General features: G+C 49.3%; 14 protein-coding genes. 13 read left to right on the forward strand and 1 reads right to left on the reverse strand.

The annotated features are described in order from the left end of the window. Window positions 1-405: 405 nt before the first annotated feature. Window positions 406-639 carry a hypothetical protein gene (locus ACYUJT_RS25080; RefSeq protein WP_460327590.1) on the reverse strand — a complete coding sequence of 78 codons (234 nt, stop codon included), beginning with the start codon at window positions 637-639 and terminating at the stop codon, window positions 406-408. Between the two features lie 110 nt (window positions 640-749). Between ACYUJT_RS25080 and ACYUJT_RS25085 the strand changes: the two genes are divergently transcribed. The 13 genes from ACYUJT_RS25085 (at window position 750) to ACYUJT_RS25145 (ending at window position 16338) form a co-directional block, all read left to right on the forward strand. Next, window positions 750-1817 (forward strand): AI-2E family transporter, encoded by a 1068-nt coding sequence (locus ACYUJT_RS25085; RefSeq protein ID WP_460327592.1) that lies wholly within the window; start codon window positions 750-752, stop codon window positions 1815-1817. 391 nt (window positions 1818-2208) lie between these two features. Next, a complete protein-coding gene (alaS, locus tag ACYUJT_RS25090) occupies window positions 2209-4833 on the forward strand; it encodes an alanine--tRNA ligase (protein ID WP_460327594.1) in 2625 nt (874 codons plus the stop codon). A gap of 129 nt (window positions 4834-4962) precedes the next feature. Then, on the forward strand, window positions 4963-5223 hold the full coding sequence (locus tag ACYUJT_RS25095) for an IreB family regulatory phosphoprotein (RefSeq protein WP_110931819.1): 261 nt from the start codon (window positions 4963-4965) through the stop codon (window positions 5221-5223). A 9-nt stretch (window positions 5224-5232) separates the two neighbouring features. Beyond that, window positions 5233-5649 (forward strand): Holliday junction resolvase RuvX, encoded by a 417-nt coding sequence (ruvX, locus tag ACYUJT_RS25100; RefSeq protein ID WP_460327597.1) that lies wholly within the window; start codon window positions 5233-5235, stop codon window positions 5647-5649. Between the two features lie 12 nt (window positions 5650-5661). Beyond that, window positions 5662-5970 (forward strand): DUF1292 domain-containing protein, encoded by a 309-nt coding sequence (locus ACYUJT_RS25105; protein ID WP_460327599.1) that lies wholly within the window; start codon window positions 5662-5664, stop codon window positions 5968-5970. Then, a complete protein-coding gene (locus ACYUJT_RS25110; RefSeq protein ID WP_460327601.1) occupies window positions 5970-6269 on the forward strand; it encodes a DUF1292 domain-containing protein in 300 nt (99 codons plus the stop codon). The genes ACYUJT_RS25105 and ACYUJT_RS25110 overlap by 1 nt, the downstream gene beginning before the upstream one ends. A 104-nt stretch (window positions 6270-6373) precedes the next feature. Beyond that, entirely contained in the window at window positions 6374-7426 is a 1053-nt protein-coding gene (mltG, locus tag ACYUJT_RS25115) for an endolytic transglycosylase MltG (RefSeq protein WP_460327603.1), read from the forward strand. Window positions 7427-7441: 15 nt separating this feature from the next. Beyond that, on the forward strand, window positions 7442-8380 hold the full coding sequence (locus ACYUJT_RS25120) for a peptidase U32 family protein (RefSeq protein WP_460327605.1): 939 nt from the start codon (window positions 7442-7444) through the stop codon (window positions 8378-8380). A gap of 26 nt (window positions 8381-8406) precedes the next feature. After that, window positions 8407-9741, forward strand: a complete 1335-nt coding sequence (locus ACYUJT_RS25125; protein WP_460327608.1) for a peptidase U32 family protein — start codon at window positions 8407-8409, stop codon at window positions 9739-9741. A 350-nt stretch (window positions 9742-10091) separates the two neighbouring features. Continuing rightward, complete coding sequence (locus tag ACYUJT_RS25130) at window positions 10092-12263, forward strand: methyl-accepting chemotaxis protein (RefSeq protein WP_460327610.1); 2172 nt, start codon at window positions 10092-10094, stop codon at window positions 12261-12263. An 88-nt stretch (window positions 12264-12351) separates the two neighbouring features. Continuing rightward, window positions 12352-13092 carry a Bax inhibitor-1/YccA family protein gene (locus tag ACYUJT_RS25135; RefSeq protein ID WP_460327612.1) on the forward strand — a complete coding sequence of 247 codons (741 nt, stop codon included), beginning with the start codon at window positions 12352-12354 and terminating at the stop codon, window positions 13090-13092. A gap of 217 nt (window positions 13093-13309) precedes the next feature. Further along, window positions 13310-14365: an HD-GYP domain-containing protein gene (locus ACYUJT_RS25140; protein ID WP_460327614.1), complete on the forward strand. Its 1056-nt coding sequence runs from the start codon at window positions 13310-13312 to the stop codon at window positions 14363-14365. A gap of 155 nt (window positions 14366-14520) precedes the next feature. Continuing rightward, window positions 14521-16338, forward strand: coding sequence for a peptidoglycan D,D-transpeptidase FtsI family protein (locus ACYUJT_RS25145; protein WP_460327617.1), 1818 nt, complete (start codon window positions 14521-14523; stop codon window positions 16336-16338). Window positions 16339-16355 lie beyond the last annotated feature (17 nt).

Genomic DNA, 16355 nt, shown 5'->3' on the forward strand with positions numbered 1-16355 from the left:
TAGGTTCCGCTATATCGCTAAAATGGAGTGGAAATGAGATGATTTACTGTAATAAGGGCTTCTCTGTCCGTTAGCACATTTAAAAAGGAGAATCACCACAAATAGCGGATCCCATGTCCGTTGGCAGCTCCTAAGTTCCTCGGCATCACACAGTTAACCAGTCCCTCGGCAATTTATCCTCTTAGCACATCAATTCCCATAGCACATCAATTCCCATAGCACATCAATTCCCATAGCACGTCAAGCGCTCAGCACACCAAGCATGTTAACAACAGTGTTACCTAGACTTTCAGAGTTCAATTACTGATACCGCGACTGCACCAAGCTACTATGTCCATAACTTTCTTAGCTATTGGGCACTAGAAGATCCCAAACTCCTCGACCCTCAGTCATCCGGCTCTGCAGTTACGCCTCGTACTTAATGAAGCCGCCGAACGGAATGGCCTCGCGCAAAAAGCGCCTCACAATGGGCATCCTCGTTCTGCAAGTCGCGTTCCAGCTCACGATGTCGTCCTTGTTCTGCATGTCGCGCTCCAGTTCGCGATTGCCAGAGCCTGCCTGGATGAAGACGGGGTCGCGACCGCTCATCTTCCACTGGTAGCGCATAGCGCATATGCTGGATTGCGAGATGATTGCCATAAACATACAGCAAACATACAGCTCCTTTTTGCTGTCTATAGCGCGGTTATTTTTGCCTCGTCAGGCACATACTGACCTATAGCCAGTCCGCCGCCAAGGAGGGATCGCGTGTGGAACCGTTCTACAACAATAAATTGTTTCGCAATGGAATATGGATGCTGCTGGGCCTGGTCATCCTTTATTTTCTTTGGCTGCTCCGCCCAATGCTAACTCATGTCTACGGATTTTTGAAGGCCGTGCTCGCCCCCTTTGCCATCGCTATAATCATTTCTTACATTCTCAATCCCGTGGTACGAATGCTGGGCGGCCGCAAGGTGCCGAGGACGATGGCCGTACTGCTGATTTATGCAGTATTTCTGACCAGCCTGTCGGTCATTCTGATTAATGTGATTCCGATGTTCATCGAGCAGTTGGAGGAGCTGGGAGAACATTTGCCAGAGCTGACCCTGCACACTCAGCAGATGATCAACCGTTGGGACAGCAGCCTTCTTCCCGGCAGCATTCGGATGGGCATGAATAATTGGTTCTTTCAATTCGAGCATCGGCTGGCGGACGGGATTTCGAAATTTCTGGACAACATCGGCACGACGATCGGGGTCGTCTTCGATGCATTCATCATTCCGTTCCTGATCTTTTATATGCTTAAGGATTTTGAGGCGATTGAACGAATGATTCTTCATTATTTACCGCGTTCCCGCCGCAAGTCCACCGTGACGTTATTGAAGGAAATCGACAACGCACTGGGCAATTATGTGCGCGGGCAGCTGCTTGTTTGCGTTATAATTGGGGTACTCGCCTATTTCGGCTATATGCTGATCGGCATGCCCTTTGCGCTGCTGTTCGCCGGGGTGGTCGCGGTATGCAATATTATCCCCTATCTCGGCCCCTTTCTTGGTGCTGCGCCCGCTTTGGTGATGGCTACCACGATATCGTGGCGCATGGTGCTTATGGTCGCGTTGGTCAACACGATATGCCAATTCGTTGAGAGCAATATTATCTCTCCGCAGGTCGTCGGCAGGTCGCTGCATCTGCATCCGATGCTCATCATTTTTGCGCTGCTTGTCGGCGGAGAAGTTGCCGGAGTGGCTGGTCTCATTTTGGCGGTTCCTTTATTTGCGGTAGGCAAAGTGATCCTGCAGCATTTTTATATGTATTACGTTCGCCGAAAAACGGTCTAAGACCGCATTGACAGCGGGAATTTCGCCTTATATACTTATTAGTGATTTGTTCATACGTATATAATTGTAAATCGTTGACGAAATGAAGTACGTCCATGTTCATGGTTTCAGAGAAGGCGTTCCTTCGCGAAGCTGCGGGCCGATGAAAGAGGTGCCGCTTACGCGCGTTGGCTGAAAGAACCCGATCATTGACCGGACGGAAAGCTGATTTCAGAGAGCGAAGCAAATTCGCCGGGTGGTTCCCGTTACTGAACCGTTCGAGGCGATCGTTACTTTCGGCGTGGTCAAGTTCCGAAATACGATAACCAGGGTGGTACCGCGAGTTAATCGTCCCTGATATTCAGGGGCGTTTTTTCTTTTTTCAAGATCTCACGAATTAGGAGGAACCCTTATGAAATCAAGTGAAATACGTTCCAAGTGGCTGGAGTTCTTCGCCAGCAAAGGACATAAAATCGAACCGAGCGCATCTCTCGTACCACATAACGATCCATCCCTGTTGTGGATCAATGCCGGGATGGCTCCGCTGAAGCCTTACTTTGACGGCCGTGTAAAACCGGATAATCCACGCATGGCGAATTCTCAGAAGTGCATCCGCACCAACGATATTGAAAATGTCGGGAAGACGCGGCGGCACCATACGTTTTTTGAGATGCTGGGCAACTTCTCGATCGGCGATTATTTTAAAGAAGAAGTAATTACTTGGGCTTGGGAGTTTCTGACGAGCAAGGAATGGATCGGATTCGATCCTGAGCGCTTGTCCGTAACGGTCTACCCTGAGGATGAGGAGGCGTTCAAGCTCTGGAATGAGAAGATCGGCCTTCCTGCCGAGCGAATCATTAAGCTGGAGGACAACTTCTGGGATATCGGCGAAGGACCTTGCGGCCCTTGTACGGAAATTTTCTATGACCGCGGCGATGCGTACGGCGATTTGTCCGATCCGGATTGCACGCCGGGCGGCGAGAACGAGCGCTTCCTGGAAGTGTGGAACCTCGTCTTCTCGCAGTTCAATCATAATAAAGACGGCAGTTATACGCCGCTGCCGAACAAAAATATTGATACTGGCGCAGGGCTGGAGCGTTTTGCTTCCATTTTGCAGAACGTGAATTCCAACTTTGACACGGACTTGTTCATGCCGATTATCGATGATACGGCGAAAATTTCCGGGGTCAAATACGGCGCGGGCGAAGATAGCGATGTTGCTATGAAGGTTATCGCCGACCATATACGCACGGTTGCTTTTGCGGTGGCTGATGGCGTACTGCCGTCCAATGAAGGCCGCGGATATGTCATTCGCCGCTTGTTGCGCCGGGCTGTCCGTTACGGAAAGACGCTGGGTCTCGATAAGCCGTTCATGTACAACCTCGTTAAGACGGTTGGCGACATCATGGGCAGCTATTACGGCGATGTCGTGACGAAGCGCGAATTCATTGAGAAGGTTATTCGCACGGAGGAAGAGCGGTTCCATGAAACGCTGAGCGACGGATTGGCGATTCTGTCCGAGATCAGCGAGCAAGCCAAAGCGGAAGGACGCACGGTGATCGGTGGCGCGGATGCCTTTAAGCTGTATGATACGTATGGCTTCCCGCTCGATTTGACCGAGGATTTCGCTGCCGAGCATGGCCTGTCTGTAGACCGCGAGGGTTTCGAGTTTGAAATGGCAGAACAGCGGGAGCGTGCCCGGGCTGCGAGCCATAAAGGCGGCAGTATGTCGGTGCAGGGCGGCGTATTGGCTGATTTCACGACTAAATCGGATTTCGTTGGATATAATGAGCTAGAAACGTCCACCAGAATATTGGCAATCATTGCGAACGATGAGTTTGCCGATGTATTATCGGCGGGCGAAAGCGGCCAGGTTATTCTGGAGACAACTCCTTTCTATGCCGAAAGCGGCGGTCAGGTGAGCGATAAGGGATTGATTCTGAGCGAGCTGGGCAGCGCTGAGGTGAACGGATTGTTCAAGGCGCCGCGCGGGCAGCATGTGCACCAAGTCACGGTGAACTCGGGCGAACTTCGCGTAGGGGCGGCTGTGACTGCCCAGGTGGATCGCAAGCTGCGCAGCGAGATTCTGAAGAACCATACCGCTACGCATTTGCTCCACAAAGCTTTGAAAGAAGTACTCGGCGAGCATGTCAATCAGGCCGGATCCCTAGTCGAGCCGCAGCGTTTGCGCTTTGACTTCTCGCATCTGGGCAGTATATCCCCGGAGGAGCTAGCGGAGATCGAGCGCAAGGTGAATGAGCAGATCTGGAATGCGCTGGACGTCGTCATCGAGTACAAGCCGATTGACGAAGCCAAGGCGATGGGTGCTATGGCCTTGTTCGGCGAGAAGTACGGCGATATCGTCCGCGTTGTTCAGGTCGGCGATTACAGCCTTGAGCTGTGCGGCGGCTGCCACGTAAGCAATACCGCGGAGATCGGCCTGTTTAAGCTGATCAGCGAGAGCGGCATCGGTTCTGGCGTACGCCGGATCGAGGCGGTTACTGGACGTGGGGCATATATGTATATGGATGGCCAGCTCGAGCTGCTTAAGCAATCCGCAGCGCTGCTTAAATCGAACGTCAACGAGGTTCCGAAGCGGATCGAAGCGATGTATCAGCAGCTGAAGGACCTTAACCGCGAGAACGAGTCGCTTCAGGGCAAGCTGAGCTCCATTGAGGCTGGCGAGTTGACGAGCCGCATTGTCGAGGTTGGAGGAACCAAGCTGCTTGCTGCGCGGGTAGAAGCGGCAAGTATGGATATGCTAAGAACCTTGGCCGATGAGCTGAAAGTCAAAGTGCCGGATGCCGTCCTCGTGCTCGGCGCAGCGATGGAAGACAAAGTGAACTTTGTCGTGGCCGTACCACAGGAGCAGGTGAAGCGCGGCATTCATGCTGGCAAGCTTGTCAAGGAAGTTGCAGCTGTCTGCGGCGGAGGCGGAGGCGGCCGTCCGGATATGGCGCAAGCCGGGGGCAAGGATGTCTCCAAGCTTGAAGATGCTTTGAAATTGGCTGAGGAGCTAGTTGCGGCACAAGGGTAAATAATGCGGCGTTCGATACCGTATCCGAAAATTTCCTTAAATAACCGACAATATGATATAGTAAGGGTAGACTAAGAGGAACCAGACTGCGATTAAGAAGACGTATGTCTTAAGAAGCGAGGTGTCATCATGGACTACATGGATAAAACTGTAAAGTTTAATGTCAAGGGTGATGAGCAGGAGGCGTCTGCGCAGGAAATTCTTCTTACGGTATACGGAGCGTTGCAGGACAAAGAATACAATCCAATCAACCAGATTGTCGGATACCTGCTGTCAGGGGACCCGGCATATATTCCGCGTCACAACAATGCGAGGAGCCTGGTGCGCAAGAAGGAACGCGACGAATTGATCGAAGAACTGGTAAGGTTTTATATGTCCAGTCACCGTTAGGAGAATAGCATGAAGATTATGGGTCTGGATTACGGGGATCGCAGAATCGGCGTCGCGGTTAGCGATATTTTCGGATGGACCGCCCAAGGTGTGGAAGTCATCGAGCGCCGGAGGGAAGGCGACGAATATGAGCGGATTGCTGAGCTGGCCAGTCAGCATGAGGTTGAAGAGATCGTCGTTGGTCTGCCGAAGAATATGAACGGATCGGTCGGTCCTCGTGGTGAAATATGCAAGGACTTTGCGGAAGAGCTTCGGAGCAGGATCGAATTGCCGGTCCATTTGTGGGATGAGCGGCTGACCACCGTCTCGGCCCAGCGGACACTGATTGAAGCGGATGTCAGCCGGAAGAAGCGCAAAGGAATTGTAGATAAAATGGCCGCAGTTCTGATTTTGCAAAACTATTTGGACTCTAAGAGTAAAAAGTGAGGGTGATCGCACATGTCTAAAGATCGTATCGGCAATGAAGAAGAACCGGAAATTATTTACATCCCTGACGACGAGGGCAATGAAGAAGAGTTTGAAGTCATCATGAAGTTCGAGGTTGACGGTTCGGATGCGAAGTATATGATGGTCGTTCCTGTGGAATCCGATGAGGATCAAGAGGCCGAAGAGGTATACGCATTTCGTTACGAGGAAGACGGCGATGACCTGAAGCTGTATACGATTGAGAGCGACGAGGAATGGGAAATCGTCGAGGAAACGTTCAATACGTTGATCGACGAGTTCGACGGGGAGGATCAGGATTAATGCCGGAGTTTTCCGCCAGTGATGTGATATGGACTTCCCGAGTGAAGGATGCTTTTGGATCCGTCGTAGAGCTTGAGGATGAAGAGGGACGGGTTTCCGACTATTCGGTCGAGAGTGAATTCGACGTGGCGGGCAGCTCCTATGCAGTTCTTCGTGCAGAGGGCGACCGGAACGCCGAACCGGAAATATTCAAAATTATCAGCGGCGAGAATGGGGCCTTGGAGCTCGTTACGATCGACGATGATGATGAGTGGGAGAGCGTGTCCGAATTGTACGATGAATTAACTTTTCCGGAGTAGAGTGGGTGCAGCTTGCACATTTCTTCAGTGTACCTAGTCATTTTTATAGATAAGTCTGAGAAGGGCGGATACCGCCCTTTTTGGCTGTTAAGGGAGTTGATTGGTTGAAGAAGGTATGGAAGTGGCTATTTTCCTTATTGCTTATCATGCTTATAGGTGCAGGCGCGCTAGCCGCGTATGGCTATATGGAAATGCAGCCCGTGAATCAGTCAGAGCAGCCCGTCCAGATTACGATCGCACCCGGAACGGGTACGGCATCTATTGCGAAGATTCTAGAAGATCAAGGCCTGATTAAAAACTCTTTCATGTTCAAAACCTATTTAAAATGGAAGTCGCAGGGCAGCCGCTTTCAGGCGGGGTTATATGAAATGCCGCCGGGTGTGACGTATGATGAAATCATTCAAAAATTGAATAGCGGAGACGTGGTCAAAGCCGAGATGATTCGTTTTACCATACCCGAAGGCTATACCATCAAGCAAATGGCCGATAAGCTCGCCGAAGCGGGTTATGTGGATAAAGAAGCGTTTTTGCATTTGGCAAAAGATCCTCGGGGAATCGAAGGTGCCGTTCTTGCCGATATTCCGGCGTCGGCAGTGCTGAATTATCGTTTGGAGGGATACTTGTTCCCGGAAACCTACGAATTGGAGAAAGGAAGCACGGAGACGGATATCATTTCCAGGATGCTTCAGGAAATGGACAAGCGAATCAAAAACATCCCCGATTTTGATCAGAAGCTGAAAGCCCGGGGCCTTGATTTTAATCAGCTGATGACGGTCGCCTCCCTGGTGGAGCGTGAGGTCGTTGCAGATAGCGAGCGGGCTCTGGTCGCCGGAGTGATTTATAACCGCATTGCCAAGGATATGAAGCTGGAAATTGACGCAACGGTCCAGTATTTGCTCGATAAGCCGAAGGAGCGGTTGTTGTACAAAGATTTGCAAAGCGTGGACAGTCCATATAACACCTACATGTACAAGGGTCTTCCTCCCGGGCCGATCGCAGCGCCCAGTTTGAAATCTATAGAAGCGGCACTGGAGCCCAAGGCATCGGATTATTTATTTTATGTAACTAAAAAAGACGGCAGCGGCGAGCATTTATTTGCGAAGACGTATGCGGAGCATCTGAAGAATATTAATAAAAGCAAAGAAACAGCTAAATAACGAAGGTGGTTGAATATGGGAAACAAACCGGAGCTTCTTACACCGGCAGGTTCTTTGACGGAGCTGGAGGGTTATCTGGAAGCCGGAGCAGACGCTGCGTTAATCGGGGAAGAGAAATACGGGATGAGGCTGCCCGGCAGTATGTCCGCAGTTGAAATCGCGGAAGCCGTAAAGCTGGCACATGCCCGTAACGCCAAAATTTACGTCAGCGTATCGAATATTATCGGCAATGAGCTGTTGGATGAACTGCCACTCTATTTGCAGCGGCTGGAGCAGGCTGGAGTCGATGGCATTCAGTTCGGGGATCCGGCGGTGCTGCAGGCAGTGAGATCCATGGGGCTGAGTTTGAAGCTGCATTGGAACGCGGAGATGACCTCTACGAACTATGCAACCGCGAATTATTGGGGGAGCAAGGGGGCATCACGCGTCGTACTGGCTCGTGAGCTGAATATGGATGAAATTACAGAGATGCAGCCTCATCTCAAACTGGATTCCGAAGTGCAGGTTCACGGCATGACGAATATATACCATTCCAAACGGCGCCTAGTGGACAGTTACTTGAAGCATCAGGGAAGAACGCTGGAGTATTCCAAAGATGAGCTGGGCAAAGAACGGGGATTGTTCCTCGTCGAAGCGGAACGCCCTGGCGAGAAATTCCCGATTTATGAGGATACGAATGGCACGCATATTATGAGCTCGGACGATATTTGCGTATTGGAGGATTTGCATCTTCTGATGGCAGCTGGCGTGAACAGCTTCAAGATCGAGACTATGCTAAAGGACATGAATTACAATACGACGGTCATCGGAGCGTACCGGAAAGCAATCGACAGCTACTTTGGCAGTCCTGAGAATTATGAATTTAACGAAGATTGGCTGGATGCAATACGGGAAGTGCAGGATCCTGAACGCGAGCTTTCATTCGGCTTTTTCTATAAAGAACAAGTATATTAATTAATTGAGGCAAGAGGTGAACGAGGATGCAAACGGCACAGAAACATCGGCCGAAATATACCGGGAAACGCTATCGCTTGGATAAGCCCGAGCTGCTGGCCCCGGCGGGGAACCTGGAGAAGCTGAAATTTGCAATCCACTACGGGGCGGACGCTGTATATATCGGAGGACAGAAATACGGTCTTCGTTCGAACGCGGATAATTTCAGCTTTGAGGAAATGCGCGAGGGCGTGGAGTTCGCGAAGAAATACGGCGCCAAAGTATTTGTGGCTACGAATATATATGCGCATAATGAGGATATCGAGGGAATCGAGGAATATTTGCGCAACCTGGAAGCGGCAGGGATCAGTGCTATCATTGCGGCAGATCCGATCATTATTGATACGGCGCTTCGTGTAGCGCCAGGGCTTGAGGTGCATCTTAGCACTCAGCAATCTACTATCAACTGGCAGGCGGTCAAATTCTGGAAGGAAGAGGGCTTGCCACGGGTCGTACTGGGCCGGGAAACCAGCATGGAAGAAATTCAGGAAATCAAGAAGCATGTGGACATCGAGATCGAATCCTTCATCCATGGAGCCATGTGTTCATCTTTTTCCGGACGCTGCGTGTTGTCCAACCATTTCACGGACCGGGATTCCAACCGCGGGGGCTGCTGCCAGTCCTGCCGCTGGAAATACGATTTGTTCGAGGATGGATCGGGCGAAGAAGTCTGGGTATCGGAAGAGGAATTGGCTATGGCACAGGCAGGGCAGTCGCCAAAGACAGGGGCCACCCCGCTTCCGCTATTCCAGGAGGAGGATAATCCGTTTACGATGGGCTCCAAAGATATGTGTATGATTGCCCACATCCCTGACTTGATCGATGTCGGCATCGACAGCTTTAAGATCGAAGGGCGAATGAAATCGATCCATTACGTGGCCACCGTGGTAAACGTCTATCGCCAGGCGATCGATTCGTATATGGCCGACCCGGAGAACTATGTATTAAAGCCGGAATGGTTGGAGGAAATCAATAAAGCAGCGAATCGTCCGCTGAACACAGGCTTCTTCTACGATACACCGGATCACGAGGATCATATTTACGAGCCGGAGGAGAAGGCGGTGCCTTACGATTTCGCCGGGCTTGTTATGGAATACGATGCAGCGGAAGGAACGGCGGTTATCCAGCAGCGCAATTACTTCAAGCCAGGACAGGAAATCGAGTTCTTCGGTCCGAACGGAACCTTCTTCAAGCAAACTGTCGGAACGATTTGGGATGAGGAAGGTAATGAGCTCGATGCGGCACGCCACCCGCTGCAAAGAATTAAAATGAAAGTTGATCATCCCGTAGCCTATTTTGATATGATGAGAAAAAAGAAGTAATTAGATAAATTGCATAAAAAGAGTCTTTGTCCGAGTAGGACTAAAGGCTCTTTTTTATATATCAGGAGTATATGTTTCTGTGACTCTAGGTCCTGAAACCGAAAAAAAACTACAGATAATCACGGTCTGGCTCCTTAGGGAAAGACATCAAAAAGACGGATTTCTTACTGTCGTTTTAACTTTTTTGGCAGAACGTTAAACTCATAGGAGATTTTTACCGATAATAAAAAGGAAAAGGTGGGTTTTTGTCGAATATAACCAAGCAACAGAGGAAGAAATTATGAGGTTTGTAGCATGACCTCGAGTCCTACTTTCGTGGGGTTAATTATTATGAGCGGTGGGTGATCAACATGAAATTGGTTCCAAAGAAGGAGAACCAAGCTAAAGACAACAAGAAAGAGACGAAGAAAGGTACGGATGCCAAACAGCCTAAAAATAAAGCAGGCGGGGGCTGGAAGGAGAAATTTAATTCCGTAATTGAGCACCTTCCTAAGGACATCAATCCGTCCAAATCGGTAGGTATCCGTTTATTCCTTATTTTCTTTATTGCCATTATGTTCTTTGTGCTTGCGATAGGGATTCTATCCTACACAATGGCCAAGAACACGATTGAGAAAAATGCTGAAACAGCAAGCCAGCAAACCATTGTGCAAACTTCACAGAAGCTGGATATTATTTTCCAAAAGTATGAAGAGACTCTGCAGCAGGTATTCCTTGATGATGAAATGCAGAAAGCAATCCGGGATGCTTCGCTCTCCACGACATCCGATTATGACCGCTTTACGACGTCCAATCAGATGAGAAACCGTCTGAATTCCATGACGTTCTCAAGCAAAGGTGTTGTCGCTGTATATATGGTTCCAGGAGAAGAGGATCTGATCGGCGCGATAACGTCGGGAAGCGCGGATAACAATTTTATTAACAATGTTCGCAATGAGCCTTGGTTTGAGGATTTGGCGAATACGTCCCAGGTCAAATGGATTACTGCTCCCAACGAGAATGCAAGCGGAACGCAGATCTTTAGATTGGTCAGATCGGTGCAAAGCGTCAGCAGCATGAAACGCTTTATTCTCGTGGCGGATATTAATCTGGAAATTTTGAACGGATATTTGCAAGAGCTTAACCTGGGCAATGGCTCTAAAATCCAAATGCTTACGCCTGATAATATGATCGTGGGCTCTTCGGTTGAAGGAGAGAACGGTCAGCAATCCGAATTTATCATTCAGAAAAAAGAAGATGAACTTAAAGGAAGCTCACGCATCAAAAATGCGCAGGGCAGAACAGTACTTGCCGTCTACAATACGCAGCAAAATTCGGGCTGGACGCTGGTGGGCGTGCTTCCTACGGACCAACTGACCAAGGATGCCCAAGGAATTCTGGTAACTACATTTATCTCGCTGGTTGTCGTAGCTGCCATCGCGATCCTGATCGGCATGTGGATGGTTAGAATGATCGGCCGTCCGCTGGTTGAGCTTAAGAATTTGATGGAGGAAGGCGCGAAGGGCAACCTTAAGGTCCGGATGAAGCCGAAGTCCAAGGATGAAATTGGTATGCTGACTGCTAGCTTCAACGTCATGATGGAGCAGATTACAGAGCTGGTCAAACAAACGAATCATTCCGCTCAGGATGTGCTTGATACTGCGTCTGAGCTGACACAAGCTTCCAACAAAACAGCCATTTCCGCTAAGGAAATCGCGATTGCCACAGAAGAAATTGCGAATGGGGCAACAAGTCTGGCTAATGAAGCAGAGCGGGGCAATGAGCTGACGGAAAACATTTCCCGGCAAATGGAGCATGTCATTTCCTCAAATAAAGAGATGGAATCTTCCGCTCGTCAGGTGGAAAGATCCAGCCAGCAAGGTACGGAGTATTTGAACGAGCTGTTGCAGAAGACAAGCGTTACGGGCGAAATGGTCAATGCGCTGACCGAGAAGGTAGAAGCGCTGAAATCCAGTACGTCCTCCGTCATGAAGGTTCTCGATGTTATGCAGAATATTACGCAGCAAACGAACATTCTGTCGCTTAACGCCACGATTGAAGCTGCTCGTGCCGGAGCTGCAGGACGTGGATTTATGGTCGTAGCCGACGAAATCCGCCAGCTGGCCGATCAGTCCAGACAATCCATTACGATGGTAGGGGAAATTACCGATAACATCCAGAAGGAAATGAACGAGACTGTTGAGGCCTTGTCGGAAGCAAGTCCGCTGTTCCAGGATCAAATCAAATCCGTGAAGGAAACGAGTCAAATCTTTGTATCCGTTCAGGAGCAAATGGATGGCTTCGTGCAGCATTTGGATTCCGTGACGGCATCCATCGACGAGCTAAATCAATCGCAATCCGTATTGTCTGAAGCGATGAGCAACGTTAGTGCGGTAGCACAGCAATCATCCGCGACTTCGGAAGAGGTTGCTTCCTTGAGTAGCGAGCAGCAGAACGTCGGAGATCAACTCGTCAACCTGTCCGGCAAATTGGAAAGTGTATCCAATGGCCTGAAGGAGTCCTTGTCCAAATTTACGGTGTAACCTAGACAAAAATATAGGCGTAATAATATGGACAAAACTGGAGTATATGTTAGTATGGATTTAAAATCTTATCTGAGGTGATTGTAGGTTGATAGGTCGCAGCGGCAATCCGACATTGAATGACAAAACATTCGATCAAATCGGATATCATTCCGGGCAAGATGCAATGACGATTGAAGGTACGGTAAACAAAGTGTTTATTACGCTTGCGGTACTCTTAGGTGGCGCATTTGCATCCTGGTCCATGTATTTCAACGGGCAGAACGTGGTGCCTTACGCTATCGGCGGGGCGGTAGGAGGCCTAATCCTGGCTCTTATCATTAGCTTCAAGCCAACGACGGCTCCATTTCTCGTACCGATTTATGGAGTTCTCGAGGGATTGTTTCTAGGCGCAATTTCGGCGACTTACGAAAATCTGTATCATGGGATCACATTGCAGGCAGCATTGCTGACAATGGGCGTCTTTGTTGCTTTGCTGCTGGCTTACAAGTCGAGACTGATTAAAGCAACGGAGAATTTCAAGCTTGGCGTGTTTGCGGCTACAGGCGGCATTGCGCTTGTATACCTTCTAAGCTTTGTCCTGGGATTCTTCGGGATTTCCATTCCTTATCTGCACGAGAGCAATTGGATCGGAATCGGAATATCCGTCGTTATCGTCATCGTGGCAGCTCTGAATCTCGTACTGGATTTCGACTTCATCGAGAATGGCGCTAATCAAGGTGCTCCGAAATATATGGAATGGTATGGCGCTTTCGGGTTGATGGTTACCTTAGTGTGGCTTTATATCGAAATGGTTCGTCTTTTGGCAAAATTGGCGAGCCGAGACTAACTATATTTATCGTATTTGAGGTGGAGAGGGATCTCCACCTCCTTTTTTATATATTAGTTTTATGCGATGGTCGTCCAAAAGTCCTATCCATGAGTGGTCTATAGTAATGTGAAAATCAATCCGCGATATAGCCTTAAGCACTATTTAATTTATGACTTTAGCTTTCGATATTATAAATAGGATCGCAGAGATTAGATAAGAAGGGAGGGTCTTTCCTTTGAGAACTCATGTTATGGAGCTTAAGGCCGGGGACAGATTAAGGGAAGATACTTTTAATCGCGCTGGGCTTCACATATTGCCTAAGGGAACAGTTATCCAAACCGAGGAAATTGCATTATTAATTCGTCAGAGCATCGATTATGTCGACATCGACCCGGGTGACAGGGGGAGCGACGAGGCTTTCTCTTCAGATGTCGCGGATAGCTTGGGATTCAGTCAGGAATTGCGGAGAAACTTCGATAAGACCATTCAAGGTTTTCAGACGATTTTTCTTGAAGCGCTAACGACAGGCAAATTCAATCAGTCCATGGTGGACGAGAATCTGCTGCCAACATTAGAGGCGCTGGATGATCGCAAGAACATTTCAACTTTGCTGTACATGCTCAGCAATGACGACGTAAATATTTATAATCATTCCCTGCAGGTCGGATTGCTGTCTTATTACATAGCTACCTGGCTCGGTTACTCCAAAGAGGAGTGCCTTGAGATCAGTAAAGCAGGATATTTACACGATATCGGCAAAAGCCGTGTGCGCCAATCCATAAAAAACAAAAGCGAATTGCAAGGCGAGGAACTGGAGGAAATGAGACGCCATACCAATTATGGCTACGAGATTATCCGCGAGTCGATCAAGGACGATAAGACGATCGCCCTTGCTGCTCTTCAGCATCACGAATATGAAGACGGTTCCGGGTACCCGATGGGAATTGGAAAAGCGGAAATACATCCTTATTCGCAAATCGTAGCGGTAGCGAATACTTATGTCGAAATGACGACTTCGCCTAGGAGGCAGCAGCATGATAGTTTAATTACCGTGCTGCGCAAAGTGTATGAGCTTGGTTTTGGGAAGTTAAATGAAAAGGCAGTTCAAGCACTGACTCAACATCTTTTGCCGAACTTTATGGGCAAACGGGTGCAATTAAGCAATGGGGAAATGGCAACGATAGTATACAATAACCCCACGGACATTTTTAAGCCTCTCGTAAAGGTTGATGATTTCTTCAGAGACTTGTCGCGGGATCGGGATATTGAAATCGTCGAAATATTTTTTTAATAACCAACGTAAAAGCCCGACTGACCCTGTTGACTCAGTTGGGTTTTTTAGTTGTCCGTTTATAACGCCGCAAGGCGTTTTTCTCATTTCATGGCGAGTAAAGTGTGAATCGGCTTTTCCCAGGAAATAATGAGAGGACGGAAAGGTGGAGGACGATGACATTACTTCGAAAAAAACGCATATTTTATATTCTAATAGGTTTTACGCTTATGCTCTGCTTATTTGCTGTTCGGATTGTCTGGATTCAAATCGCTTCGGCAGAAAAAACGATTAGCGCTTCCGGGATGACGATGAATGAATTGGCCGTACGACAGCGGGAGGAAGGAATAGAATTGGATCCGGGAAGAGGACAATTCCTGGATCGGTATGGTGAACCATTGACAGGGAAGGCGGTCTGGGTTCCCGTATTATTTCCGCTCAAAAATTTACCCGATACCGCCCATATTCATGAAGTGGCTGATTTACTTGGGATCACAGCGGCTGAATTGGAAGAGAAATGGAGCAGGCTTCAATATCCGTACATATGGCAAACCGCCGAAGTGCAGGCACCCCGTGCACTGCCTGGAAATGAGGCGGAGAGATGGAGCCAGGTTAGCGGATTTAGGATCCTCCCTTATATGGAGCGCTATTTGGAAGAGAAATCGGGAAAACAATGGCTGGGCTATGTCTCGCAGCGGCCGGACTTTATACGCAGCCTCTACGGACAAAATAATCGTGCGCTCCCTTTAACGCTGCAAGTTGGAGCATCAGGACTGGAACGCACCTTTGACCCGCTTCTGCGAGGCATCGGATCTACCCGAGCCGCGTTTACGGTGGATGGACAGAAACGGCCAATATCCGGATTGGGCCTGCGTCTTACTTCAGCTAATGACCGTTATTATCCGCTATCTGTCCGGACGACCGTGGATCGGACGATTCAGCAGCGATTGGAAGGCTTGACCGAGCAAATGGGAATGCGTGAAGGAGCAGTTGTAGTGCTGGATGCGGCACAGGGAGATGTCGTCGCCATGGTATCGCGACCTTTTTTTAATCCTCGGCATATTGATTTGGAGCAGGGCAATTGGAGCAATCATGCCGTGAAGGCTGCGGTACCGGGCTCGATATTTAAGACCGTAATCGCTGCAGCGGCTTTGGAGGAGGGGGTTGCTTCTCCGTCGGAAATGTTTCAATGCACGGGGCATTATGGAAGATACGGCCTTTCTTGCTGGAAGGAGGGAGGACATGGCACGATTACGCTGGAGGAGGCTTTTGCCCAGTCCTGCAATGTTGTATTTGCCGAGTTGGGCGAGAGATTGACGGCTGAGAGCATTGAACGTACTGCGGACAAACTGGGACTTGGACGAACGGTCGGTTGGCAGGACCCTTCTTTTCGGGGAGGTCCGGTTTTAAGACAGATGGATCAAGAGGAAGCGGGAGCCGTTTTCGCAAAAGGGGTTAGTCCAGATGGGGGAGTAAGGGCACAAACCGCTTTAGGACAGCGTGATGTGATGATGTCCCCTTTGCAGGCCGCAAACCTGGTGGTAACTTTGCTCCATGACGGAAAAGTCGCGGCACCTCGGCTGGCTCAGGATATTTATTTTAGAAATGGTGTCAGAATGCTTGAGCTTCCCCCGCAAACTGCTCCTTCAAGCTATGGAGCGATTTCTCCAGTGACAGCAAGAATACTGCGCGGCTGGATGAAAGAGGTGGTGAAGCAGGGAACGGGGCAAACCTTGCAAAATGCACAGTGGCATCTGGCCGGCAAGTCCGGAACCTCCCAGGTCGTCTCGGCGGGGAAACCCGCAAATCATCAATGGTTTATCGGATACGGACCGGTGGAGCAGCCCCGCTACGCGGTGGCCGTTCTTGTGAAGAATCGAAGAACAGGTGCGCCTCATCAGGCTACGGAACTGTTCCGCAGGGTGATGGATCTTCTGGCAGCAAGAATTCATGAAATAAAAGACCCTAAATTTGGAGTTAATATGATAAAATAAAAGGGATAAACTAAAAG

Source organism: Paenibacillus sp. YSY-4.3 (assembly GCF_054767475.1).

Excerpts from the sequence above, each read along its gene's own strand:
- ACYUJT_RS25080 (WP_460327590.1), bottom strand. The coding sequence starts at position 639 with ATGGCAATCATCTCGCAATCCAGCATATGCGCTATGCGCTACCAGTGG.
- alaS (WP_460327594.1), top strand. The coding sequence starts at position 2,209 with ATGAAATCAAGTGAAATACGTTCCAAGTGGCTGGAGTTCTTCGCCAGC.
- ACYUJT_RS25095 (WP_110931819.1), top strand. The coding sequence starts at position 4,963 with ATGGACTACATGGATAAAACTGTAAAGTTTAATGTCAAGGGTGATGAG.
- ruvX (WP_460327597.1), top strand. The coding sequence starts at position 5,233 with ATGAAGATTATGGGTCTGGATTACGGGGATCGCAGAATCGGCGTCGCG.
- ACYUJT_RS25105 (WP_460327599.1), top strand. The coding sequence starts at position 5,662 with ATGTCTAAAGATCGTATCGGCAATGAAGAAGAACCGGAAATTATTTAC.
- ACYUJT_RS25110 (WP_460327601.1), top strand. The coding sequence starts at position 5,970 with ATGCCGGAGTTTTCCGCCAGTGATGTGATATGGACTTCCCGAGTGAAG.
- ACYUJT_RS25120 (WP_460327605.1), top strand. The coding sequence starts at position 7,442 with ATGGGAAACAAACCGGAGCTTCTTACACCGGCAGGTTCTTTGACGGAG.
- ACYUJT_RS25125 (WP_460327608.1), top strand. The coding sequence starts at position 8,407 with ATGCAAACGGCACAGAAACATCGGCCGAAATATACCGGGAAACGCTAT.
- ACYUJT_RS25130 (WP_460327610.1), top strand. The coding sequence starts at position 10,092 with ATGAAATTGGTTCCAAAGAAGGAGAACCAAGCTAAAGACAACAAGAAA.
- ACYUJT_RS25145 (WP_460327617.1), top strand. The coding sequence starts at position 14,521 with ATGACATTACTTCGAAAAAAACGCATATTTTATATTCTAATAGGTTTT.